Source organism: Metapseudomonas otitidis (assembly GCF_011397855.1).
Taxonomy (GTDB): domain Bacteria; phylum Pseudomonadota; class Gammaproteobacteria; order Pseudomonadales; family Pseudomonadaceae; genus Metapseudomonas; species Metapseudomonas otitidis.
Genome location: NZ_AP022642.1, coordinates 5,672,980 through 5,695,228, shown reverse-complemented (window position 1 = coordinate 5,695,228; position 22,249 = coordinate 5,672,980). Strand labels below are relative to the sequence as shown.

The following is a 22,249-nucleotide window of genomic DNA, read 5'->3' as shown; positions in this document are numbered from 1 at the left end:
CGGTGCTGCTCCCGAATGATGCGCCGCTGCCCCAGGTAGCGGTCGGATCGGTTGCGTCCGTGCAAACCGTGGATGCCTGCCCGAGCCCAGGTAATCCGGCGCTTCTCGCCGTCATGCAGGCGCAGCGGAGCGGGTTGGTCCCTGAATTGCATATGCTTGTATGTACAAGTAGATACGTGTCTGTTCCTGAGCCCTGAACACCCTGTAACCGGAGACGCGCGATGCCTGGCAACCTTTCAGCGACTGCACAGCCGAACCGCACCTTGGCACTCGTCCGCCTGCTGGGCTACAGCGCCATCGGCCTCGTGCTGTTCTTCGTCCCGTTCGAGATCGCCGGCCGTTCCACCATCCTGATCGACCACGCCGCCTCGGCCCTGCAGGTGCACGCGCGCCCGCTGGTCATCGGTCTGGCGTTGCTCTTCATGCTCTACGGCGCCATCGAGCCCTGGCGCAGCGGGCGCTGGCGCCAGGGCGTCACCCACCTGGTGTTCAGCGTTCTCAAGGGCGTCGGCTTGCTGGTCGGGGTCGCCTACCTGTTCCAGGTGGGGCCCGCCGCCGTCTATGAGCCGGGCATGCTGCCGTTCCTCTTCGACAAGCTGGTGCTGAGCCTGGCCCTGATCGTGCCGCTGGGGGCCCTGGCGCTGGTGTTCCTCATCGGCTTCGGCCTGCTGGAGCTGGTGGGCGTGCTGATGCAGCCGGTGATGCGCCCCATCTGGCGGACCCCGGGCAAGTCGGCCATCGACGCCGTGGCCTCCTTCGTCGGCAGCTACTCCGTCGGCCTGCTGATCACCGACCGCATGTACCAGCAGGGCCACTACAGTGTGCGCGAGGCCGCCATCATCGCCACCGGGTTCTCCACGGTGTCGGCGCCCTTCATGGTGATCATCGCCAAGACCCTCGGCCTGATGGGGCAATGGAACCTCTACTTCTGGGGCGCCATGCTGGTGACCTTCGCCGTGACCGCCGTCAGCGCGCGGATCTACCCGCTGTCGCGGCTGCCGTCCGAGAGCCGGGCCGAACCGCTGCTGGCACCCGGTGCCAGCCGCCTGGCCAGTGCCTGGCGCGCTGGGCTGGAGCAGGCCGCCCAGGCCCCGACGCTGGCATCCGCCCTGCGGGAAACCTTCATCGATGGCCTGCGCATGACCGCCGCCATCCTGCCCAGCATCCTCGCCGTCGGGCTCCTCGGGTTGCTGGCCGCCCGCTACACGCCGCTGTTCGACGCCGTCGGCCTGCTGCTCTATCCCGTCACCTGGCTGCTGGGCCTGGGCGAACCGATGGTGGTGGCCCGCGCCCTCGCCGCCGGCCTGGCCGAGATGTTCCTGCCGGCGATGCTGCTCAAGGACGCCGACGTGCTGGTGCGCTTCGTCACCGCCATCGTGTCCGTCAGCAGCGTGCTGTTCCTGTCCGCCTCGATCCCCTGCGTGCTGGCCACGCGGATCCCGCTCCGCCTGCGGGACCTGCTGCTGGTCTGGCTGCAGCGCACCCTTCTCAGCCTGGTGTTCAGCGTGCCGCTGGCCTACCTGGCGCAATTCCTGGGCTGGCTGTGAGCCGCCCGAACATCCATCCACCTTCGCTGGAGACTGCCATGACCAAGTACCGCGACATCGAGATCCGCGCCCCGCGCGGCACCACCCTCAACGCCCGGAGCTGGCTCACCGAAGCCCCGCTGCGCATGTTGATGAACAACCTCGACCCCGAGGTGGCGGAGAACCCGAAGGAGCTGGTGGTGTACGGCGGCATCGGCCGCGCCGCGCGCAACTGGGAATGCTTCGACGCCATCGTCGACAGCCTGAAGAAGCTCGGCGACGACGAGACCCTGCTGGTGCAGTCCGGCAAGCCGGTGGGGGTGTTCCGCACCCACGCCGACGCCCCCCGCGTGCTGATCGCCAACTCCAACCTGGTGCCGCACTGGGCCACCTGGGAACACTTCAACGAACTGGATGCCAAGGGCCTGGCCATGTACGGCCAGATGACCGCCGGCAGCTGGATCTACATCGGCAGCCAGGGCATCGTCCAGGGCACCTATGAAACCTTCGTCGAGGCCGGCCGCCAGCACTACAACGGCGACCTCAAGGGCCGCTGGGTGCTCACCGCCGGCCTGGGCGGCATGGGCGGCGCCCAGCCCCTGGCCGCGACCCTGGCCGGGGCCTGCTCGCTGAACATCGAGTGCCAGCAGAGCCGCATCGACTTCCGCCTGAAGACCCGCTACGTGGACGAGCAGGCCAAGGACCTCGATGACGCCCTGGCGCGCATCGCCCGCTACACCGCCGAAGGCAAGGCCATCTCCATCGCCCTGCACGGCAACGCCGCCGAGATCCTCCCGGAGCTGGTGCGCCGGGGCGTGCGCCCGGACATGGTCACCGACCAGACCAGCGCCCACGACCCGCTCAACGGCTACCTGCCCGCCGGCTGGACCTGGGAGCAGTACCGCGACCGCGCGCAGACCGACCCGGCCGGCGTGGTCAAGGCCGCCAAGCAGTCCATGGCCGTGCACGTGCGCGCCATGCTCGACTTCCAGAAGCAGGGCATCCCCACCTTCGACTACGGCAACAACATCCGCCAGATGGCCCAGGACGAGGGCGTGACCAACGCCTTCGACTTCCCCGGCTTCGTCCCGGCCTACATCCGCCCGCTGTTCTGCCGGGGCATCGGCCCGTTCCGCTGGGCCGCGCTCTCCGGCGACCCGCAGGACATCTACAAGACCGACGCCAAGGTGAAGGAGCTGATCCCCGACGACGCCCACCTGCACCGCTGGCTGGACATGGCCCGCGAGCGCATCGCCTTCCAGGGCCTGCCGGCACGCATCTGCTGGGTCGGCCTGGGCCTGCGCGCCAAGCTGGGCCTGGCCTTCAACGAAATGGTGCGCTCGGGCGAGCTGTCCGCACCGGTGGTGATCGGCCGCGACCACCTGGACTCCGGCTCGGTGGCCAGCCCCAACCGTGAGACCGAAGCCATGGCCGACGGCTCCGACGCCGTCTCCGACTGGCCGCTGCTCAACGCCCTGCTGAACACGGCCAGCGGCGCCACCTGGGTGTCGCTGCACCATGGCGGCGGCGTGGGCATGGGCTTCTCCCAGCACTCCGGCGTGGTGATCGTCTGCGACGGCACCGACGCCGCCGCCGCGCGCATTGCCCGCGTGCTGACCAACGACCCGGCCACCGGCGTCATGCGCCATGCCGATGCTGGCTACGCTGTGGCCATCGATTGCGCCCGCGAGCAGGGCCTGAACCTGCCCATGATCGGCAAGGGGGAATAAGCCGAAATGAATGCCTTGCACCTCACTCCCGGCCACCTGACCCTGGCCCAGCTGCGCGCCGCCTTCCAGCAGCCCCAGCGCATCACCCTCGACGCCTCGGCCGATGCGCCCATCGCCGCCAGCGTCGGCTGCGTCGAAGCGATCATCGCCGAGGGCCGCACCGCCTATGGCATCAACACCGGGTTCGGCCTGCTGGCCTCCACCCGCATCGCCCCCCACGACCTGGAGAAGCTGCAGCGTTCCCTGGTGCTGTCCCACGCCGCCGGTGTTGGCGAGGCGCTGGACGACGCTATGGTGCGGCTGATCATGCTGCTCAAGGTCAACAGCCTGGCGCGCGGCTTCTCCGGCATCCGCCGTACGGTGATCGACGCCCTGGTGGCGCTGCTCAACGCCGAGGTCTATCCGCACATCCCGCTCAAGGGCTCGGTCGGTGCCTCCGGTGACCTGGCGCCGCTGGCGCACATGTCCCTGGTGCTGCTCGGTGAGAGCCGCGCCCGCCACAAGGGCCAGTGGCTGCCCGCCCGCGAGGCCCTGGCCATCGCCGGGCTGGAGCCGCTGACCCTGGCCGCCAAGGAAGGGCTGGCACTGCTCAACGGCACCCAGGCGTCCACCGCCTACGCCCTGCGCGGGCTGTTCGAGGCCGAGGACCTGTTCGCCGCCGCCACCGTCTGCGGCAGCCTCAGCGTCGAGGCCATGCTCGGCTCGCGGGCACCGTTCGACGCGCGCATTCATGCCGCCCGTGGCCAGCGCGGCCAGGTGGATGTGGCGGCGGCGTACCGCGAGCTGCTCACCGCCAGCAGCGAGATCGCCCGCTCCCACGAGAAGTGCGACAAGGTCCAGGACCCGTATTCCCTGCGCTGCCAGCCCCAGGTCATGGGCGCCTGCCTGACCCAGCTGCGCCAGGCCGCCGAGGTGCTGGAGATCGAAGCCAACGCGGTTTCCGACAACCCCCTGGTGTTCGCCGAGGAAGGCGACGTGGTGTCCGGCGGCAACTTCCACGCCGAGCCGGTGGCCATGGCCGCCGATAACCTGGCCCTGGCCATCGCCGAAGTGGGCTCGCTGTCCGAGCGGCGCATCTCGCTGATGATGGACATGCACATGTCCCAGCTGCCGCCCTTCCTGGTGGAGAACGGTGGGGTCAACTCGGGCTTCATGATCGCCCAGGTCACCGCCGCCGCCCTGGCCAGTGACAACAAGGCCCTGGCCCATCCCCACAGCGTCGACAGCCTGCCCACCTCGGCCAATCAGGAGGACCACGTGTCCATGGCGCCGAACGCCGGCAAGCGCCTCTGGGCCATGGCCGAGAACGTGCGCGGCATCCTCGCCATCGAGTGGCTGGGGGCTTGCCAGGGGCTGGACTTCCGCACCGGCCTGAAGACCTCGCCGAAGCTGGAGCAGGCCCGCACCACCCTGCGTCAGCAGGTGCCCTACTACCAGGAGGACCGCTTCTTCGCCCCCGACATCGAGGCCGCCAGCGACCTGCTGGCCAGCGGTTGCCTCAACGCCCTGGTGCCGGCCGGCCTGCTGCCGAGCTTCTGAGCCCCTTCGCCGCCCCGGTCCCGGGGCGGCTCCATGCCTGCCTCTGCATGACAAGAACAATCAGGAGAGCAATGGAATGACCACGTCACACGCTTCCCTCCAGCGAGGCCTGAGCGCCCGCCACATCCGCTTCATCGCCCTGGGCTCGGCCATCGGCACCGGCCTGTTCTACGGCTCCGCCTCGGCCATCCAGATGGCCGGCCCTTCCGTGCTGCTGGCCTACCTGGTGGCCGGTGTCGCGGTGTACATGGTGATGCGCGCCCTCGGTGAAATGGCCGTGCGCAACCCCACGCCCGGCGCCTTCGCCGAATACGCCAGCACCTACATCGGTCCGCTGGCCGGGTTCATCACCGGCTGGACCTATGCGTTCGAGATGGTGATCGTCTGCCTCGCCGACGTGACCGCCTTCGGCATCTACATGGGGTTCTGGTTTCCCGACGTGCCCCGGTGGATCTGGGTGCTGTCGATCATCTGCTTCATCGGCGCGCTGAACCTGTGCACGGTGAAGGTTTTCGGTGAGCTGGAGTTCTGGCTGTCGCTGATCAAGGTCGGGGCCATCGTCGCCATGATCCTCGGCGGCTTCGGCATCATGCTCTACGGTTTCGGCCTGGAGACCGGCCATGCCGGCACCGGTCTCGAGAATCTCTGGCAGCACGGCGGTTTCATGCCCCATGGCTTCGGTGGCCTGGTGGCCTCACTGGCCGTGGTGGTGTTCGCCTTCGGCGGCATCGAGATCATCGGCGTGACCGCTGCCGAAGCCCGCGACCCGCAGAAGGTCATCCCCCGCGCGGTGAACGCGGTGCCGGTGCGCATCCTGCTGTTCTACGTGCTGACCCTGTTCGTGCTCATGGCGATCTTCCCCTGGCCGCAGATCGGCACCCAGGGCAGCCCCTTCGTGCAGATCTTCGACGGGTTGGGTATCGGCTCGGCCGCCATGATCCTCAACCTGGTGGTGATCTCCGCCGCCGTGTCGGCCATCAACAGCGACGTATTCGGCGCCGGTCGCATGCTCTATGGCCTGGCGCTGCAAGGCCAGGCGCCGTCCGGCTTCGCCCGGGTCTCGCGCCATGGCGTGCCCTGGCTGACCGTGGTGGTGATGGCTGGCGCACTGCTGATCGGCGTGGTGCTGAACTACCTGATCCCGGAGCGGGTGTTCCTGCTGATCGCTTCCATCGCCACCTTCGCCACTGTCTGGGTCTGGCTGATGATCCTCGTTTCCCAGGTGGCCATGCGTCGGCGCATGAGCCCGGCCGAACAGCAGGCATTGGCGTTCAAGGTGCCGTTCTGGCCGGTGGGACCGGTCCTGGCCATCGCCTTCATGCTGTTCATCTTCGCCGTGCTGGGCTGGTTCCCGAAGACCCAGATGGCGCTGTTGGTGGGGCTGGTGTGGATTGCACTGCTGGTGCTCGCCTACTGGCTCTGGGTGCGTCCGTCGGGCCGCGAGCCCGAGCCGGTCGCCGAACTGCCTTGAACCCCGTGCCCCCCGCAATGCGGGCGGCCTCATCCATGGAGGACCCATGACCCTCGCCCATTCCAGCCATGCAAAGGGCCCACGATCATGAAGACGCTTTGGCACAACGCCCACATCGCCACCCTGCGGGACGGGCGCTACTCCATCATCGAGCACGGCGCGCTGCTCACCGAAGGCGCGCTGATCCGCTGGGTCGGCCCGCTGGCCGAGGCCCCGGATACCGGCGATGCCAGGCAGGTCGACCTCGGTGGCGCCTGGGTCACCCCGGGGCTGATCGACTGCCACACCCACCTGGTGTTCGGCGGTGACCGCAGCGCCGAGTTCGAGCAGCGCCTGGAGGGCGTCAGCTACGCCGAGATCGCCGCCCGGGGCGGCGGCATCGCCAGCACCGTGCGCGCCACCCGCGAGGCCAGCGAGGACGAGCTGCTGGCCAGCGCGGTGACACGCGCCCGGCATCTGCTGCGCGACGGCGTCACCACCCTGGAGGTGAAGTCCGGCTACGGGCTGGACCTGGCCAGCGAGCGCAAGATGCTGCGGGTCGCGCGGCGCCTGGGCGAGGTGCTGCCGGTGACGGTGAAGACCACCTGCCTCGCCGCCCACGCCTTGCCGCCGGAATACGCCGGCCGCGCCGACGACTACATCGAGGTGGTCTGCACCGAAATTCTGCCGGCACTGGCCGCCGAGGGCCTGGTGGATGCGGTGGACGCCTTCTGCGAGCACCTGGCCTTCTCCCCGGCCCAGGTCGAGCGGGTGTTCCAGGCCGCGCGCGGGCTGGGGCTGCCGGTGAAGCTGCACGCCGAGCAGCTGTCGCCCCTGCATGGTTCCAGCCTGGCGGCGCGCTACGACGCCCTGTCGGCGGACCACCTGGAATACATGACCGAGGACGACGCCATCGCCATGGCCGATGCCGGCACCGTCGCCGTGCTGCTGCCGGGCGCCTTCTACCTGCTGCGCGAGACCCAGCTGCCGCCCATCGATGCCCTGCGTCGCCACGGCGTGACCATGGCGGTGGCCAGCGACCTCAACCCCGGTACCTCACCGGCGCTGTCCCTGCGGCTGATGCTCAACATGGCCTGCACCGTGTTCCGCCTGACCCCGGAAGAGGCCCTGGCCGGCGTCACCCTCAACGCCGCCCGCGCCCTGGGCCTGGCCGAGCGCTGCGGCAGCCTGGAAGCGGGCAAGCTCGCCGACTTCGTCGCCTGGGACATCCAGCGCCCGGCGGAGCTGGCCTATTGGCTCGGCGGCACCTTGCCCAACCGGGTGGTGCGCCATGGACAGGAGATCGACCTTGGATAACGTCCTCGACTTCACCCCCGGCCGCGTGCCGCTGCTGATCAGCATGCCGCACCCCGGCACCCGCCTGACCCCGGCGGTGGAGGCCGGCCTGAGCGATGCCGCGCGCTCGCTGATCGACACCGACTGGCACATCCCGCTGCTCTACGATTTCGCTGCCGAACTGGGGGCCGCGACCCTGGCGGCGCGCTACTCGCGCTACGTCATCGACCTCAACCGCCCGGCGGACGACGCGCCGCTCTACGCCACCGCCACCACCGGCCTGTTCCCCGACGTGATGTTCGACGGCCAGCCGCTGTTCCGCGAAGGCGCGGCACCGTCCGCCGAAGAGCGCGCCGGCTACCTGGAACGCATCTGGACGCCCTACCACGGGCGCATCGCCGAGGAGCTGGAGCGGCTGAAGCGCGAGTTCGGTTATGCGCTGCTGTTCGACGCCCACTCCATCCGCGCCTTCATCCCCCGCCTGTTCGACGGCCACCTGCCGGACTTCAACCTCGGCACCAACGCCGGCGCCAGCTGCGACCCGGGCCTCGCCGACGCGCTGGTCAGCGTCTGCACCCGCGCCGAGGGCTACAGCCATGTGCTCAACGGCCGCTTCAAGGGCGGCCACATCACCCGTCACTACGGCCAGCCGGCCCAGCACATCCATGCCGTGCAACTGGAGCTGGCCCAGCGCACCTACATGAACGAAGAGGCACCCTTCGCCTTCCGCGAAGACCTCGCCGTCCCCACCCGCAAGGTCATCCGCCAGCTGCTGCTGGCGATGCTCGCCTGGGGGCGGGAGCGCTATGGGTGTTGAGCCAAACCGGGTACATACATGAGACCGAGGCCACGTTGCGGCCCTTGGGCGAATGAATTTGCCCCTACAGGCTTGTTGGCCGGGGCCTGCGCGTAGGGTGGGCCGGGCCAGCCCACCGGTACGCTGTCAGGCGTGGGGGAGTGCTCAGGCCGGGATCACTCCCAACTGAGGCGGGCGAGCTTCCAGTCGCCGTCGTCGCGCCACCATTCGAGCTTCACGGCGTATTGGCGGGCGGCGTCGGGGATGAGGCCTTCGGCGCCGGTGAGGGCGACGCGGGCGTCGGTGTGGCCCTTCTCGCGGTAGGTGGGGTCGAGGCGGCTGTCTTGGCTCAGGGCGATGATCGACACGTTCTTGTGGCGCATGAACAGCAGCGCCATGGTGCGCCGTGCCCATTCGCGGTCGTTGCCGTCGGCGGTGGCGAACTGCGGGTGCAACTGCTTCATCACCGCGCCGGTGTCCTTCGCTTCCAGGTTGGCCTGCAGGGCCTTGACCGCTGCCTCCAGCTCGGCGGCCGGGTCTTCGCGGCCGCAACCGGCGAGCAGGGCCAGGAACAGTACGATCGGTAGGGTGAACAGCCTCGCTGACATATTCGAACTCCATTTCCCTCGTTTATGATGCCGGGCACATTAGGCGGCGGATGTCCCGGGGGGCATTGGCCTAGAGCACAGAATCGGAGCCCAGCATGCTGACTTTGTATCCGGAAATTAAGCCCTACGCCCGCCACGAACTGGCTGTGGACGAACCGCATGTGCTCTACATCGACGAGAGCGGTACCCCCGACGGCCTGCCGGTGGTGTTCATCCACGGCGGCCCGGGCGCCGGCTGCGATGCCCTGAGCCGGCGTTTCTTCGACCCGACCCTGTACCGCATCGTCACCTTCGACCAGCGTGGCTGTGGCCGCTCCACCCCCCACGCCAGCCTGGAGAACAACACCACCTGGGACCTGGTCGCCGACCTCGAACGCATCCGCGAGCACCTGGGCATCGACCGCTGGGTGCTGTTCGGCGGTTCCTGGGGCTCCACCCTGTCGCTGGCCTACGCCCAGGCCCACCCGGACCGGGTGCGGGCACTGATCCTGCGGGGCATCTTCCTGTGCCGTCCCCAGGAGCTGAAGTGGTTCTACCAGGAGGGCGCGAGCCGGCTGTTCCCCGACTACTGGGAAGACTACCTGGCGCCCATCCCGGCGGACGAGCAGGACGACCTGATCCAGGCCTTCTACAAGCGCCTCATCGGCACCGACCAGATCGCCCAGATGCACGCCGCCAAGGCCTGGTCCACCTGGGAAGGCCGCACCGCCACCCTGCGCCCCAGCGCCTCGGTGGTGGAGCGCTTCAGCGAGCCGATGCGCGCGCTGTCCATCGCCCGCATCGAGTGCCACTACTTCGTCAACAACGCCTTCCTCGAACCCAACCAGCTGCTGCGCGACATGCCGCGCATCGCCCACCTGCCGGGGGTGATCGTGCACGGTCGCTATGACGCCATCTGCCCCCTGGAGAACGCCTGGGAGCTGCACAAGGCCTGGCCCAACAGCGAGCTGCAGATCGTCCGCGACGCCGGCCACGCCGCCTCCGAAGCGGGCATTACCGATGCCCTGCTGCGCGCCACGGACAGCATCGCCCGCCGCCTGCTGGACCTGCCGCCGGAAGAGGAAGCCTGATGAAGGCGCTGCTGCAACGGGTCTCCGCCGCCCGGGTGGACGTCGCCGGGGAGACCGTCGGCGCCATCGACCGCGGCCTGCTGGTGCTGGTGGGCGTAGAGCCCCAGGACACCGAGGCCAGCGCCGACAAACTGCTGCACAAGCTGCTCAACTACCGCGTGTTCAGCGATGCCGAAGGGAAGATGAACCTGTCCCTCGGTGCCGTGGAGGGCGGCCTGCTGCTGGTCTCGCAGTTCACCCTGGCCGCCGACACCCGCAGCGGCCTGCGCCCGAGCTTCTCCAGCGCCGCGCCGCCGGCCCAGGGCGAGCGCCTGTTCGACTACCTGGTGGCGCGGGCCCGTGCCCAGCACGCCCAGGTCGCCACCGGGCGTTTCGGCGCCGACATGCAGGTGCACCTGGTCAACGACGGCCCGGTCACCTTCCTGCTGGAAAGCTGAGCCCGTCTCGCTCCGCGCCGCCTGTCCGATTGTGGCGTGCTTGTTGCTTCGGGTTGACTCGCCATCCACGGTCCGGGCGGTTAGGATTTCGCGCCATGCCCGTCGGGTCCGTGGGCGCCGCTTCACACAATAACGATCTGCCCTGTCAGGAGTAAGAATGAAGAAGCTTCTCGCATCCCTGTTGCTCTCCGCCTGCGCCTTCACCGGCCTGGCCCACGCCGGCGTCGTCGATGACGCGGTCAAGCGCGGCACCCTGCGGGTCGGCATGGACCCGACCTACATGCCCTTCGAAATGACCAACAAGCGCGGCGAAATCATCGGCTTCGAAGTGGACCTGCTCAAGGCCATGTCCAAGGCCATGGGCGTGAAGCTGGAGCTGGTGTCCACCAGCTACGACGGCATCATCCCGGCCCTGCTGACCGACAAGTTCGACATGATCGGCTCCGGCATGACCCTGACCCAGGAGCGCAACCTGCGCATCAACTTCTCCGAGCCCTTCATCGTGGTCGGCCAGACCCTGCTGATCCGCAAGGACCTGGAAGGCAAGATCAAGTCCTACAAGGACCTCAACGACGGCCAGTACCGCATCACCTCCAAGATCGGCACCACCGGCGAGATGGTCGCCAAGAAGCTGATCGCCAAGGCCCAGTACCACGGCTTCGACAACGAGCAGGAAGCGGTGATGGACGTGGTCAACGGCAAGGCCGATGCCTTCATCTACGACGCCCCCTACAACGTGGTCGCGGTGAACAAGGCCGGCGCCGGCAAGCTGGTGTACCTGGAAGAGCCCTTCACCTACGAGCCCCTGGCCTTCGGTCTGAAGAAGGGTGACTACGACAGCATCAACTGGATCAACAACTGGCTGCACCAGATCCAGAAGGACGGCACCTACGAGCGCATCCATGCCAAGTGGTTCAAGAACACCGCCTGGCTGAAAGACATGGAATAACGGGACGCGCTCCCCGCTGCACGCGACAGGTCCGGCCCACGAGGCCGGACCTGTCTTTTTCGCCCCCCAGGCATCGCCATGAGCGAGACCCATCGTGACTAGAAAACACCGCCGTACCTGGCCCTGGCACCTGCTGACGGGCCTGATCCTGCTGGTGGTCGCCTACGGCCTCTGGTACTCCACCTCCCTGATCTCCTACGAGTGGCGCTGGAACCGGGTGCCGCAGTATTTCGCCTACCAGGCCGAAGAGGCCCAGCGCGCGGCCGACTACGCGCGGGTCGAGGCCATTGCCGAGGAAGGCGCCAACGCCCGGGTGACCCTGGTCACCGAGGGCGGCGAGGAGCAACAGCTGCAGGTGGCCAAGGACAGCCTGCAGGTCAGCCAGGGCGACGACCTCTCCGAAGGTGACGTGGTCGGCGTGACCCGCCACTGGGCGGCCGGCCCGCTGCTCTGGGGCCTCTGGACCACCCTGTGGATATCCGTGCTCTCGGGCGCGCTGGGGTTGGTGATCGGCCTCTTCACCGGGCTCTGCCGGCTGTCGCAGAACCCCACACTGCGCGACCTCTCCACCGTGTACGTCGAGCTGGTGCGGGGCACCCCGCTGCTGGTGCAGATCTTCATCTTCTACTTCTTCATCGGCACCGTGCTGGACCTCTCCCGGGAGTTCGCCGGCGTCGCCGCCCTGGCGCTGTTCACCGGGGCCTACGTGGGCGAGATCGTCCGCGCCGGCGTGCAGTCCATCGCCCGTGGACAGAACGAGGCCGCGCGTTCCCTCGGCCTCACCGGCGGCCAGTCGATGCGCTACGTGATCCTGCCCCAGGCGTTCAAGCGCGTGCTGCCGCCGCTGGCCGGGCAGTTCATCAGCCTGGTGAAGGACACTTCGCTGGTGTCGGTGATCGCCATCACCGAGCTGACCAAGAGCGGCCGCGAGGCGATCACGACGTCGTTCTCCACCTTCGAGATCTGGTTCTGCGTCGCCGCGTTGTACCTGGTCATCAACCTGCCGCTGTCGCAGATCGCCAACCGACTGGAGCGGAGGCTCGGGAAAAGTGATTGAAGTCCGCAACCTGATGAAAGTCTTCGACGCCCGCGGCCAGGAAGTGCGCGCCGTCGACGACGTGACCACCTCGGTCAAGCGCGGCGAGGTGGTGGTGGTGATCGGCCCCTCCGGCTCCGGCAAGTCCACCTTCCTGCGCTGCCTCAACGGCCTGGAGGAGTTGGACGCGGGCTCGGTGAGCATCGACGGCGTCGACCTGGCCAACCCGAAGACCGATGTGAATGCCTACCGCCGCGAAGTCGGCATGGTGTTCCAGCACTTCAACCTGTTCCCGCACATGACCGTGCTGGAGAACCTCTGCCTGGCGCAGAAGGTGGTGCGCAAGCGCGGCAAGGCCGAGCGCGAGGAGAAGGCCCGGGCGCTGCTGGCCAAGGTGGGCATCGCCCAGAAGGCCGGCGAGTACCCCTCGCGCCTGTCCGGCGGGCAGCAGCAGCGCGTGGCCATTGCCCGGGCGCTGTGCATGGAGCCGAAGGTGATGCTGTTCGACGAGCCCACCTCGGCGCTGGACCCGGAGATGGTCGGCGAGGTGCTGGACGTGATGAAGCAGCTGGCCCAGGAGGGCATGACCATGGTCTGCGTCACCCACGAGATGGGCTTCGCCCGCGAGGTGGCCGACCGGGTGCTGTTCTTCGACCATGGCAAGTTGCTGGAGGATGCGCCGCCGGCGCAGTTCTTCGACCAGCCCCGGGACCCGCGTGCGCAGGCGTTCCTCAGGCAGGTGCTGTAAGGGAATGGAAAGGGCCGCGATGCGCAATTCGTTCGCTTAAAGTGTTAAAGAATCCCGGCTATATGTGCCGGGATTTTTCTTTTTACATTCTTTTAAATCAAATGATTAGTCATAATCGCTATTTAGTGGAGCAAGTGATGTAATTAAGCGCTTTGCCAAGCTGGTAACAATTATCCCTCGGTAAAGGGCTTTGGAGGGCACATGGCGCGCAGGTTTAAGCCCAGTTATGAATGGGCCGTAAAACTCTCGGAGAAAGCCGCCCAAGAGCAACAGATATCATCAAGCTTCGTCGGACACTGGGAAGCGGTTCTGAAGAGTCTGGATGCGGAGTTCGACACCATCAGTGAAGCCATGAAGGAACGGGTCTCTCATGTATTTGAGGCAGCGCTTCACTGCGGAACATTCCACCAATTCGAGCCTAGTTATCCAGACGACGAAACCAAGGTTGGTGACTACCTGTACGGACGCAAGAAGGTTCGCCGTTGGTGCTATCACGACGCAGTACCACAGCGTTTCCACCAATTGGCAGATATCCCCGATTCCGCGTTCCAGGCACGCTACAGTGTCAGCGCGCGTCTGGAACTCATTAAACGGCTCAACGAAGTCAAATCTACGGAAGTTAGTGATCGCGCCTTCTTTGCCACCGGAATTGCGAGTTGGGAAAAGGAACGTCGAATTGCTGATCTAGAGCATCAGATCGCCGTGAACTGGACGATTTGCAGGCTCCTTGAAAAAGGTGGCGTCGATGGTGTCAGGCGCGACTATCAGGGCCTTTTTGAGCGACACAGGCGTGCTTCATCAAATCTCGCCGCCGCGAAGGCTCGATTGGCGGCAGAGAAGGATGCTCGACGCCTGCTGGCGGGACAGGGAAAGAAAAAATGAGCGGCCAAAAACTGGTCAAGAAAAAGTGTCAATCCAAGTGAAAAGTCTATTCATAGAAGCCACAGCTTGGCAGGCCTGGGAGGAAAATCCCTGTGCCCGTTATCCATTTTTTGGGAAATACCCTGTCTTTCAGAAGATTTTTCTGCGCTTTGCATATCCGAAAAAATGAAGCACATAGCCCCACATGTGGTTATGAGCTTCAACACTTTAAGCGAACGGCTTGCGCGATGCGGCCCTTTTGCTTTGGGTTTGAGGATGGTGCATACACCGAAATGATGGCGGCGCCTGAGGTGGGGCGGGGATGAATGCCCCTTCAGGAGGCCGAGCGGAGTCCCGCGAAGCGGGACCCGTATGCTGGGGCGAGCCTTTTTGGTTTCTTTTTTGGCGACCGACTGAAAAAAGAAACTCGCCAGGCAAGGCGAAACAGGGGACGTCCGCAGAACGCGAAAACCAGCCTGGGTTGACGTCTCGTGCGCACGCCAGATTCGGCTCAATGCAAAGGCACCGCCGCCTGCAATTCGTTGTCCTCCAGCCAGTCCTGCGCCAGTTCCCTCAGGCGGGCCGCTTCGAAGTGGTGCCAGGCTTCCAGCAGGACCGGGTACTCCATCAGCACGTGGCGGAAGGCGCGGGCCGGTTTGCGGCCGGCCAGGGCCTGTTGCAGGGCGGTGTAGGCGTGGGGGTGGACGACTTCGTGGAGGAATTCCTCCATCAGCCGCAGCTCGTCGCCGTGGGTGAGGGGTTCCACCAGCAGGAAACGCTCCGGCTCTTCGCGCAGGAGGGTTTCCAGCTGGGGATCGGCATCCTCTTCAGGGATCAGCAGGACCTTGCCGGTGAGCAGGTCCAGGTAGTGGTCCAGGCCCTCGGTGGAGAGGGCGAAGGCCAGTTGGTCGAGGTCGATGGTCAGGGGGCGCATGGCTCGGGCCTCGGCAAGGGGGAAGGCCCGATCCTACGCCCTCCGGCGGGCGGTGTCAGACCCGGAAGCGCCCGACCATCTGTTGCAGTTCGTTGCCCAGGCGTGCCAGCTCAACGCTGGACGCGGCGGTCTGGTCGCTGGCGGCGGCGGTCTGCTCGGAGATGTCGCGCACGTTGAGGACGCTGCGGTTGATCTCCTCGGCCACGGCGCTCTGCTGCTCGGCGGCGGCGGCGATCTGCTGGTTCATCGACTGGATGGCCGAGACGGCGCCGGTGATGGAGGTCAGCGAGTCGCCGGCCTCGCGGGCCAGGCGCAGGGTGTCTTCGGTCAGCTCCAGGCTGCTTTCCATCATGCCGGCGGCCTGCTGGCTGCCGTTCTGCAGGCCGGCGATCAGCTCCTGGATTTCCTCGGTGGACTGCTGGGTGCGCTGGGCCAGGCCGCGCACTTCGTCGGCCACCACGGCGAAGCCGCGCCCGGCCTCGCCGGCACGGGCGGCTTCGATGGCGGCGTTGAGGGCCAGCAGGTTGGTCTGGTCGGCGACGGTCTTGATCACGTCCAGCACGCTGCCGATCTTGTCGCTCTCGCGGCGCAGCTGCTGCACGGACTCGGTGGAGCGGCCCACTTCGGCGGCGAGGCGGTCCACCTGGCCGAGGGCCTGGCGCACCAGGCGGTCGCCCTGGGCCGCCTCGCGGTCGGCGGAGGCGGCGGCTTCGGAGGCCTGCTCGGCGTTGCGCGCCACGTCGTGGACGGTGGCGGCCATTTCGTTCATGGCGGTGGCGACCTGGTCGGTCTCGACCTTCTGCGCGTTCACGCCGGCGCTGGTCTGTTCGGTGACGGCGGAGAGTTCTTCGGCGGCGCTGGCGATCTGGGTGACGCCGTCGCCGATGCGCCCGATCAGCTGGCGCAGGTTGCCGGCCATGGCCTGCAGGGCGCGCTGCAGTTGGCCCAGTTCGTCCTGGCGATTGGCCTGCAGTTCGGCGCGCAGGTCACCGTCGGCGATGCGCGAGGCGAAGGCCAGCGCCTGGCGCAGCGGGTCGAGGATCTGCCGGCTGATGGACCAGGCGGCGAACACGGCGAGGCTGATGGCCAACAGGGTGGTGACGAGCAGCTGGCTGCGGGCGCTGGTGGCGTCGCTGCTGCGGGCCTTCACCTGCAGCTCGTAGATCCGGTTGCCCTGGTCGCGCATGGTCTCCGCGTGCTTGCCCATGGTGTCGATGGCGGCGCGGCTGGCCTCGACGCCCTGGCCGAACTGGCGCACGGCGCTGAGGTAGGCATCGAAGGAGGGGCGGGCGCGGGCCAGGTAGTCGGCGAAGTCGCCGGTGGCCTGCTGCTTGAGTGCGTCGAGGTCGCGCTGCAACTGCGCCAGGGCGGCCTGGGCCGGTTGCTCGGATTCCGGGGTCTGCTGGAAGACGAAGCCGCGCACCAGGTAGCGGATGGACAGCAACTGCTGGTTGAGCCCGGTGATGGTGCGGGTTTCGGCCAGCAGTTCGGGGTTGGTCGGGTCGCGGGCGAGGTCGTCGAAGCGCCGTTTCTGCAGTTCGGCGAACTGGGCGAGTACGGCCTCGGCGGACTTGATCAGCACGGCTCGGGCGGCGTTGCGGTCCTCCTGGGCGCGGATCAGGGCGGCGAGGGACTGGCGGTAGGCGTTGATCTCGCTGCGCAGTTGCTCCAGTCGGGTCCGGCCTTGGGCGGTGTGGGCGTCGGCCTCCAGGCGGTCGCTGATGGCGAGCATGGCGTCGATCAGCTGTTCGATGTTGCGGGCGTGCTGCAGGTCGCCGGTGCTGACGAACTGCAGGCGCTGGGCGCGGGCGTCCTTGATGGTGTTTTCCAGCTCGCTGACGGTGACCATCTGGTCGCTGCTGTCGATCATGCGGTCGATGCCGCGGATGCCGGTGAACATCACCGCCAGGGTGAGGAGCAGGACGAGGCCGAAGCCGAAGGCAAGTTTGCGGCCGACCCGCAGGTCGGCGAGCCGTTGTGTGCACCAGTGGTACATGGTTTCTCCCGGGAATGCGTAAGCCCGGCGGTGCGCGGGGCATCGCCGTGGCGGGTGAGGCGTCTGTTGGAGTTATTGGGAAAGGCGCTGCCGAGACGGCGGCCTGTGACGCGGGGGCGGGAGAGTAGCCGGCGCCCCGGGGCGCCGGCAAGAACATGGTGGCAGTTTGATATTTCGTCTGATAGCCGGCCCGGGCGGCCTGCTATCAGACGCGGAAGCGGCTGACCAAGTCCTGCAGGCTGCCGCCCAGGCGGGCGAGTTCGACGCTGGAGGTGGCGGTCTGGTGGCTGGCGGAGGCGGTCTGCTCGGAGATGTCGCGCACGCTGACCACGCTGCGGTTGATCTCTTCGGCCACGGCGCCCTGCTGCTCGGCGGCGGCGGCGATCTGCTGGTTCATGGCCTGGATGGTGGACACCGATTCGGCGATGGCGCCCAGGCGGCGGCCAGCGCGGCGGGTCAGTTCGACGGTGCTGTCGGTCAGCTCGCGGCTGGTTTCCATCAGGCTGGCGGCGCGTTGGGCACCGCTCTGCAGGCCGGCGATCAGCGCTTCGATCTCCTGGGTGGATTGCTGGGTGCGCTGGGCCAGACCGCGCACTTCGTCGGCGACCACGGCGAAGCCGCGACCGGCTTCGCCGGCTCGGGCGGCTTCGATGGCGGCGTTCAGGGCCAGCAGGTTGGTCTGGTCGGCCACGGTCTTGATCACGTCCAGCACGCTGCCGATGCGCTCGCTCTCCTGCTTGAGGTGGGTGACGGCATCGCTGGAGCGGGTGACCTCGTCGGCCAGGCGGTCCATCTGCTGCACGGCGTCGTTGACGGCCGTCTCGCCTTCGCGGGCCTGGCGGTCGGCAGCGCTGGCGGACTGGGAGGCGTCTTCGGCGTTGCGGGCGACCTCGTGGACGGTGGCGGCCATCTCGTTCATGGCGGTGGCGACCTGGTCGGTCTCGACTTTCTGGGCGTTCACGCCGGCGCTGGTCTGGGTGGTGATGGCGGACAGTTCTTCGGCGGCACTGGCGAGCTGGGTGACGCTGTCACGGATGCGGCCGATCAGGTCGCGCAGGCTGGCGTTCATGCGCTGGATGCTGCCCTGCAACTGGCCGAGTTCGTCGCTGCGTTGCACCACCAGGTCGCGGCTGAGGTCGCCGGCGGCGATGCGTTCGGCGGCGTCGAGGGTGTCGCGCAGGGGCTGGGTAATTTGCCGGGTGATGAGCAGGGCGGCGAACAGGCCGAGCACCAGGGTGATGATCGAGGCCACCAGCAGCATGACGTGGGTCTGGCGGGTCTCGGCTTCGAGCTTGGCGTTCTGTTGTGTGTACAGGCGCGCACTGATCTCCAGCAGGCGCTGGCCCTGCTGGCCCATGGCGTCGAACTGGGCCTGGGCGTTGTCGTTGGCGCGGCGATAGGCGCTGATGGCGTCGCGGTAGGTCTTGAGGTTGCTGCCAACGCGGGCCAGGTCGGTGTCGTCGTTGCCCAGGGTGGCGGCCAGCTTGGCCTGGTTGCCGAGGGCGGCATCCACGGCTTGCAGGGCGGCGTCCTGGAAGCTGGGGTCGTTGCTGAAGGTGTAGCCACGGACCTGGAAGCGGGCCTGCATTACCGAGAGGCGCAGGTCGGCCAGTTCGTGGAACTGGGTGAGGCGGCCGGCATCGTCGAGGGTGATGTCGGCGAGGACGCGCTCAATGAGGTTGCCGATTGAGGCCATGGCGGCGTCGGCGCTGGTGCCCAGTTGGCTGCGCGCGCCCTCGCGGGTCTGGTAGGCCTTGCCGAGCTCGGTGAAGGCGGCCTGGTAGGCCTGGGTCGCCTGGCGGGCCTGCTCCATGTGCTCGCGGTCGCGGGCGTCGGTGAAGTGCTGTTCGAGGGTGCGGGTGTGGTCGTTGATGGCCTGCACGCGCGCGCGTACACGCTCGGCGTTGTTGGCGTCCTGCTTGAGCTGGTAGGCCTGCTGGCTGATCTGCAGGTCCTTGGCCAGCTCGCTGAGGTTGGCCGAGTCCTGGAGTTTCTGGCCTCGATCCAGGGTTTCGTCGATGGCGAGCCAACCGGTGAGGGTGATGAGCAGGGTGAGCAGCAGGACGAGGCCGAAGCCGATGGCGAGCTTGAGGCTGACACTGAGGTTACCGAACCAGCGTGACATGCTTCTTCTCCTGGCGAACGCGGCAGAGAGGTTGAGGGAGGTGGAAGTTTATCGGCGGATTGCCGGGGCGCTTGATGGGGCGCCTGTCAGAACAGGCGGGCGAGCAGAGCGGTAACCGCCGTCTCGACCCGCAGGATGCGTTCGCCCAGTTGCACCGCTTCGAATCCGGTGGCTTGCAGCTTCTCGACTTCGTAGGGGATCCAGCCGCCTTCGGGGCCGATGGCGAGGGTGACGGGGCCTTCCACGGCACGGGGGCAGTCCGGCCAGGGGCCGGGGTGGCCGACCAGGGCACGGGTGCCGGCGGCGAGGGCGGGCAGGCGGTCTTCGACGAAGGGCTTGAAGCGTTTCTCGATGACGACTTCGGGGAGCACCGTGTCGCGGCCCTGTTCGAGGCCGAGGATCAGTTGCTCACGGATGGCGGCGGGTTCGAGGAAGGGGGTCTGCCAGAAGCTCTTCTCGACCCGGTAGCTGTTGAGCAGCACCAGGCGTGGCACGCCCATGGTGGCGACGGTCTGCAGCACGCGGCGGAGCATCTTCGGGCGTGGCAGGGCCAGCAGCAGGGTCAGCGGCAGCTTGGCCGGCGGCGGCTGGTCGAGGCTCACCTGCAGTTCGGCATGGTCGGCCTCCAGGACGGTCAGCCGGCCTTCGCCCATGGCGCCGCCGAGCAGGCCGACCCGCAGGCTGTCACCGGCTTCGGCGCGGTGCACGTCATGCAGGTGCTTGAGGCGGCGGCCACGCAGGAGGGCGTGGCCGGGGGCGACGAAGTCGCCCTCTTCCAGCAGCAGGAGGTTCACGGGCGGGTGGCGGGCGGCTGGTCTTCGGGCTCGCTTTCCGGCGTGTCGTTGCGCCGGCGCACCAGGCCGCCGCAGAACACGCCGACCTCGAACAGCAGCCACATGGGCACGGCCAGGAGGGTCTGGGAGAAGATGTCCGGCGGGGTGAGGATCATGCCGACCACGAAGCAGCCGATGATCACGTACGGGCGGATCTTCTTCAGGTAGGCCACGTCGACCACGCCGATCCAGATCAGCAGCACCACCGCGACGGGGATCTCGAAGGCGACGCCGAAGGCGAAGAACAGCGTCATGACGAAGTCGAGGTAGCTGGCGATGTCCGTCATCATCGACACGCCTTCTGGGGTGACGCTGGCGAAGAAGTGGAAGATCAGCGGGAACACCAGGAAGTAGGCGAAGGCCATCCCGGAGTAGAACAGCACGATGCTGGACACCAGCAAGGGCATGGCCACGCGCTTCTCGTGCTTGTACAGGCCGGGTGCGATGAAGCCCCAGACCTGGTGCAGGATCACCGGCATGGCGAGGAACAGCGCCACCACCATGGTCAGCTTGAACGGGGTGAGGAAGGGCGAGGCCACATCGGTGGCGATCATCGTCGCGCCTTCCGGCAGGTACTGGCGCAGCGGTGCGGAAACGAGGGTGTAGATCTTCTGGGCGAAGTAGAACAGCCCGGCGAAGATCAGGAACACCGCCGCGACGCAACGCAGCAGGCGGGTACGCAGTTCGGCGAGGTGCGAGACCAGGGGCATCTCCTGGTCGTATTCCGGCTTCTGGTCGCTCATAGGGGGCGGGGCGGCTGTGGCGGTTCGGCGGAGGGGGTCGTGGCAGCCTGCGGGGTCGCCAGCGGGGTGGCGACCGTGGCGCCGGACGCGGCGGGTGTCGTGCCGGGCACGGGCTGGGCAGCAGGCGACGGTGGAGCGCTGGCTGCCGGGGCGGGAGCCGGTGCCGGCTGCGGGGCGGCGGGGGTGGGCGAGGCCTCGGCGGCGTCGTCACGCTGCGCCGGGTCGGCCAGCAGGTTCTCCAGGCTGGGCGGCACGATGCTTTCCTTGATCTGCCGCTCCATCGCCATGATCTGCTCGTTGTGCAGTTGGCGACGGATCTCGTCGGCGCCGATCTCGCGCTCCACTTCCTGCTTGATGGCGTTGAAGCTGCGTTTCAGGCGGCCGATCCACAGGCCTGCCGTACGTGCAGCACCCGGCAGGCGCTCGGGGCCGAGCACCAGCAGGGCCACGAGGCCGATCAGCAGCAATTCACCAAAGCTGATGCCGAACATGGCGCATCAGTCCTTGCGCACAGTCGGCTCTTCGACCTTGTGCGCCTGGCCGTCGATGGTGTGCGGCTGGTTCAGCGGGGCGGCAGTCGGCTGGGCGGCGGGCTGCTGGGGCTGCTCGGCCTTCTGCTCGTCTTCGGTGTTCATGGCCTTGCGGAAGCCCTTGATGGCTTCGCCGACGTCGGAGCCGAGGTTCTTCAGGCGCTTGGTGCCGAAGACCAGGACGACGACGATCAGAATGACCACCCAGTGTTTCCAGTCGAAAATACCCATGGTTTGCTCCTGCGTATCGATTCGTTAGGCGGAAGGCTGGCGGGCGGCTTTTTCAGCGTGCCCGGACAGGCCGAAGCGACGCTCCAGTTCGTCCAGTACGGCCTGGGGATGCTGGCCGAGGGCGGCGAGCATGACCAGGCTGTGGAACCAGAGGTCGGCGGTTTCGTAGATCAGGTCGCTGCAGTCGCCGCTGGTGGCGGCATCCTTGGCGGCCAGGATGGTTTCAACCGATTCCTCGCCCACCTTCTCGAGGATCTTGTTCAGCCCCTTGTGGTACAGGCTGGCCACGTAGGAGGAGTCGGCCGGCGCGTTCTTGCGGGCTTCGAGCACCTCGGCGAGGCGGGAAAGGGTGTCACTCATGTGCATGTCCTGCGTGGTAGATCGCGTCGGGGTCCTTGATGACCGCGTCGACGGTCTTCCAGCCGCCGTTCTCGTAGACGCGGTAGAAGCAGCTTTCGCGGCCGGTGTGGCAGGCGATGCCGCCGATCTGCTCGACCATCAGCACGATCACGTCGGCGTCGCAGTCCAGGCGCAACTCGTGGAGCTTCTGCACATGGCCGGATTCCTCACCCTTGCGCCAGAGTTTGCCGCGCGAGCGTGACCAGTAGATGGCACGGTTCTCGGCCACGGTCAGGGCCAGGGATTCGCGGTTCATCCAGGCCATCATCAGGATGCGTCCGGTCTTGTGGTCCTGGGCGATGGCCGGGACCAGGCCGTCGGCGTTCCAGTGGATGTCTTCCAGCCAGTCGTTCATGTCGGTTTCCACGAGCAGGCCGGGTGCGGGCCCGGCCGGGGGCAGTAGTGTGCCAGC

General features: G+C 67.4%; 22 protein-coding genes. 12 read left to right on the top strand and 10 right to left on the bottom strand.

Going from position 1 to position 22,249, the window contains the following annotated elements:
• Positions 1–221: 221 nt before the first annotated feature.
• The 6 genes from PotMrB4_RS26350 to hutG all read left to right on the top strand — a co-directional run bounded on the left by PotMrB4_RS26350 (position 222) and on the right by hutG (position 8,358).
• A complete protein-coding gene (locus PotMrB4_RS26350) occupies positions 222–1,547 on the top strand; it encodes a YjiH family protein (RefSeq protein WP_172434865.1) in 1,326 nt (441 codons plus the stop codon).
• Positions 1,548–1,585: 38 nt separating this feature from the next.
• Positions 1,586–3,256, top strand: coding sequence for a urocanate hydratase (hutU, locus tag PotMrB4_RS26345; protein WP_160482137.1), 1,671 nt, complete (start codon positions 1,586–1,588; stop codon positions 3,254–3,256).
• Between the two features lie 6 nt (positions 3,257–3,262).
• Positions 3,263–4,795, top strand: coding sequence for a histidine ammonia-lyase (hutH, locus tag PotMrB4_RS26340; RefSeq protein WP_044405477.1), 1,533 nt, complete (start codon positions 3,263–3,265; stop codon positions 4,793–4,795).
• 76 nt (positions 4,796–4,871) lie between these two features.
• Positions 4,872–6,266 carry an amino acid permease gene (locus tag PotMrB4_RS26335; RefSeq protein ID WP_172434864.1) on the top strand — a complete coding sequence of 465 codons (1,395 nt, stop codon included), beginning with the start codon at positions 4,872–4,874 and terminating at the stop codon, positions 6,264–6,266.
• Between the two features lie 87 nt (positions 6,267–6,353).
• Positions 6,354–7,562 carry an imidazolonepropionase gene (gene hutI / locus PotMrB4_RS26330; RefSeq protein WP_172434863.1) on the top strand — a complete coding sequence of 403 codons (1,209 nt, stop codon included), beginning with the start codon at positions 6,354–6,356 and terminating at the stop codon, positions 7,560–7,562.
• On the top strand, positions 7,555–8,358 hold the full coding sequence (hutG, locus tag PotMrB4_RS26325; protein ID WP_172434862.1) for an N-formylglutamate deformylase: 804 nt from the start codon (positions 7,555–7,557) through the stop codon (positions 8,356–8,358). The genes hutI and hutG overlap by 8 nt, the downstream gene beginning before the upstream one ends.
• A gap of 155 nt (positions 8,359–8,513) precedes the next feature.
• On the opposite strand, the gene PotMrB4_RS26320 is transcribed toward hutG, so the two are convergent.
• Positions 8,514–8,945 carry a hypothetical protein gene (locus PotMrB4_RS26320; RefSeq protein WP_172434861.1) on the bottom strand — a complete coding sequence of 144 codons (432 nt, stop codon included), beginning with the start codon at positions 8,943–8,945 and terminating at the stop codon, positions 8,514–8,516.
• Between the two features lie 95 nt (positions 8,946–9,040).
• Here PotMrB4_RS26320 and pip point away from each other — a divergent pair, with 95 nt between their 5' ends.
• From pip to PotMrB4_RS26290, 6 genes are all read left to right on the top strand, one after another.
• Positions 9,041–10,015 carry a prolyl aminopeptidase gene (gene pip, locus PotMrB4_RS26315; protein ID WP_044405487.1) on the top strand — a complete coding sequence of 325 codons (975 nt, stop codon included), beginning with the start codon at positions 9,041–9,043 and terminating at the stop codon, positions 10,013–10,015.
• The gene (dtd, locus tag PotMrB4_RS26310; protein ID WP_044405489.1) at positions 10,015–10,452 is read left to right on the top strand and encodes a D-aminoacyl-tRNA deacylase; all 438 of its coding nucleotides are present in this window, start codon (positions 10,015–10,017) and stop codon (positions 10,450–10,452) included. Before pip ends, dtd begins: the two co-directional genes overlap by 1 nt.
• Before the next feature lie 157 nt (positions 10,453–10,609).
• On the top strand, positions 10,610–11,401 hold the full coding sequence (locus tag PotMrB4_RS26305; protein WP_044405490.1) for a transporter substrate-binding domain-containing protein: 792 nt from the start codon (positions 10,610–10,612) through the stop codon (positions 11,399–11,401).
• A 94-nt stretch (positions 11,402–11,495) separates the two neighbouring features.
• Complete coding sequence (locus tag PotMrB4_RS26300) at positions 11,496–12,458, top strand: amino acid ABC transporter permease (protein WP_074973645.1); 963 nt, start codon at positions 11,496–11,498, stop codon at positions 12,456–12,458.
• Positions 12,451–13,185, top strand: coding sequence for an amino acid ABC transporter ATP-binding protein (locus PotMrB4_RS26295; protein ID WP_044405493.1), 735 nt, complete (start codon positions 12,451–12,453; stop codon positions 13,183–13,185). Before PotMrB4_RS26300 ends, PotMrB4_RS26295 begins: the two co-directional genes overlap by 8 nt.
• Positions 13,186–13,386: 201 nt before the next feature.
• A complete protein-coding gene (locus PotMrB4_RS26290) occupies positions 13,387–14,067 on the top strand; it encodes a hypothetical protein (protein ID WP_172434860.1) in 681 nt (226 codons plus the stop codon).
• 490 nt (positions 14,068–14,557) lie between these two features.
• Here the strand turns inward: PotMrB4_RS26290 and PotMrB4_RS26285 are convergent, their stop codons facing one another.
• From PotMrB4_RS26285 to hisI, 9 genes are all read right to left on the bottom strand, one after another.
• Complete coding sequence (locus tag PotMrB4_RS26285; protein ID WP_069565327.1) at positions 14,558–14,980, bottom strand: UPF0158 family protein; 423 nt, start codon at positions 14,978–14,980, stop codon at positions 14,558–14,560.
• Positions 14,981–15,035: 55 nt separating this feature from the next.
• Positions 15,036–16,976, bottom strand: coding sequence for a HAMP domain-containing methyl-accepting chemotaxis protein (locus PotMrB4_RS26280; RefSeq protein ID WP_172434859.1), 1,941 nt, complete (start codon positions 16,974–16,976; stop codon positions 15,036–15,038).
• 205 nt (positions 16,977–17,181) lie between these two features.
• Complete coding sequence (locus PotMrB4_RS26275) at positions 17,182–19,101, bottom strand: methyl-accepting chemotaxis protein (RefSeq protein ID WP_172434858.1); 1,920 nt, start codon at positions 19,099–19,101, stop codon at positions 17,182–17,184.
• Positions 19,102–19,187: 86 nt separating this feature from the next.
• Positions 19,188–19,895, bottom strand: a complete 708-nt coding sequence (locus tag PotMrB4_RS26270; RefSeq protein WP_142013704.1) for a 16S rRNA (uracil(1498)-N(3))-methyltransferase — start codon at positions 19,893–19,895, stop codon at positions 19,188–19,190.
• Positions 19,892–20,677 carry a twin-arginine translocase subunit TatC gene (tatC, locus tag PotMrB4_RS26265; protein ID WP_172434857.1) on the bottom strand — a complete coding sequence of 262 codons (786 nt, stop codon included), beginning with the start codon at positions 20,675–20,677 and terminating at the stop codon, positions 19,892–19,894. The genes PotMrB4_RS26270 and tatC overlap by 4 nt, the downstream gene beginning before the upstream one ends.
• The gene (gene tatB, locus PotMrB4_RS26260; protein ID WP_172434856.1) at positions 20,674–21,168 is read right to left on the bottom strand and encodes a Sec-independent protein translocase protein TatB; all 495 of its coding nucleotides are present in this window, start codon (positions 21,166–21,168) and stop codon (positions 20,674–20,676) included. Before tatB ends, tatC begins: the two co-directional genes overlap by 4 nt.
• A gap of 6 nt (positions 21,169–21,174) precedes the next feature.
• Positions 21,175–21,438 (bottom strand): twin-arginine translocase TatA/TatE family subunit, encoded by a 264-nt coding sequence (locus PotMrB4_RS26255; protein ID WP_044406660.1) that lies wholly within the window; start codon positions 21,436–21,438, stop codon positions 21,175–21,177.
• 24 nt (positions 21,439–21,462) lie between these two features.
• Complete coding sequence (locus PotMrB4_RS26250; protein WP_044406663.1) at positions 21,463–21,798, bottom strand: phosphoribosyl-ATP diphosphatase; 336 nt, start codon at positions 21,796–21,798, stop codon at positions 21,463–21,465.
• Positions 21,791–22,192, bottom strand: coding sequence for a phosphoribosyl-AMP cyclohydrolase (gene hisI / locus PotMrB4_RS26245; protein WP_044406666.1), 402 nt, complete (start codon positions 22,190–22,192; stop codon positions 21,791–21,793). Before hisI ends, PotMrB4_RS26250 begins: the two co-directional genes overlap by 8 nt.
• Between the last annotated feature and the right edge of the window lie 57 nt (positions 22,193–22,249).

What these genes read in the sequence shown, in the direction of transcription:
- hutH (WP_044405477.1), top strand. Translation starts at nt 3,263, where the DNA reads ATGAATGCCTTGCACCTCACTCCCGGCCACCTGACCCTGGCCCAGCTG.
- PotMrB4_RS26290 (WP_172434860.1), top strand. Translation starts at nt 13,387, where the DNA reads ATGGCGCGCAGGTTTAAGCCCAGTTATGAATGGGCCGTAAAACTCTCG.
- PotMrB4_RS26255 (WP_044406660.1), bottom strand. Translation starts at nt 21,438, where the DNA reads ATGGGTATTTTCGACTGGAAACACTGGGTGGTCATTCTGATCGTCGTC.
- PotMrB4_RS26335 (WP_172434864.1), top strand. Translation starts at nt 4,872, where the DNA reads ATGACCACGTCACACGCTTCCCTCCAGCGAGGCCTGAGCGCCCGCCAC.
- PotMrB4_RS26350 (WP_172434865.1), top strand. Translation starts at nt 222, where the DNA reads ATGCCTGGCAACCTTTCAGCGACTGCACAGCCGAACCGCACCTTGGCA.
- hisI (WP_044406666.1), bottom strand. Translation starts at nt 22,192, where the DNA reads ATGAACGACTGGCTGGAAGACATCCACTGGAACGCCGACGGCCTGGTC.
- PotMrB4_RS26285 (WP_069565327.1), bottom strand. Translation starts at nt 14,980, where the DNA reads ATGCGCCCCCTGACCATCGACCTCGACCAACTGGCCTTCGCCCTCTCC.
- tatB (WP_172434856.1), bottom strand. Translation starts at nt 21,168, where the DNA reads ATGTTCGGCATCAGCTTTGGTGAATTGCTGCTGATCGGCCTCGTGGCC.
- PotMrB4_RS26280 (WP_172434859.1), bottom strand. Translation starts at nt 16,976, where the DNA reads ATGTACCACTGGTGCACACAACGGCTCGCCGACCTGCGGGTCGGCCGC.
- tatC (WP_172434857.1), bottom strand. Translation starts at nt 20,677, where the DNA reads ATGAGCGACCAGAAGCCGGAATACGACCAGGAGATGCCCCTGGTCTCG.
- dtd (WP_044405489.1), top strand. Translation starts at nt 10,015, where the DNA reads ATGAAGGCGCTGCTGCAACGGGTCTCCGCCGCCCGGGTGGACGTCGCC.
- pip (WP_044405487.1), top strand. Translation starts at nt 9,041, where the DNA reads ATGCTGACTTTGTATCCGGAAATTAAGCCCTACGCCCGCCACGAACTG.
- PotMrB4_RS26305 (WP_044405490.1), top strand. Translation starts at nt 10,610, where the DNA reads ATGAAGAAGCTTCTCGCATCCCTGTTGCTCTCCGCCTGCGCCTTCACC.
- PotMrB4_RS26250 (WP_044406663.1), bottom strand. Translation starts at nt 21,798, where the DNA reads ATGAGTGACACCCTTTCCCGCCTCGCCGAGGTGCTCGAAGCCCGCAAG.
- hutU (WP_160482137.1), top strand. Translation starts at nt 1,586, where the DNA reads ATGACCAAGTACCGCGACATCGAGATCCGCGCCCCGCGCGGCACCACC.
- PotMrB4_RS26275 (WP_172434858.1), bottom strand. Translation starts at nt 19,101, where the DNA reads ATGTCACGCTGGTTCGGTAACCTCAGTGTCAGCCTCAAGCTCGCCATC.
- PotMrB4_RS26320 (WP_172434861.1), bottom strand. Translation starts at nt 8,945, where the DNA reads ATGTCAGCGAGGCTGTTCACCCTACCGATCGTACTGTTCCTGGCCCTG.
- hutI (WP_172434863.1), top strand. Translation starts at nt 6,354, where the DNA reads ATGAAGACGCTTTGGCACAACGCCCACATCGCCACCCTGCGGGACGGG.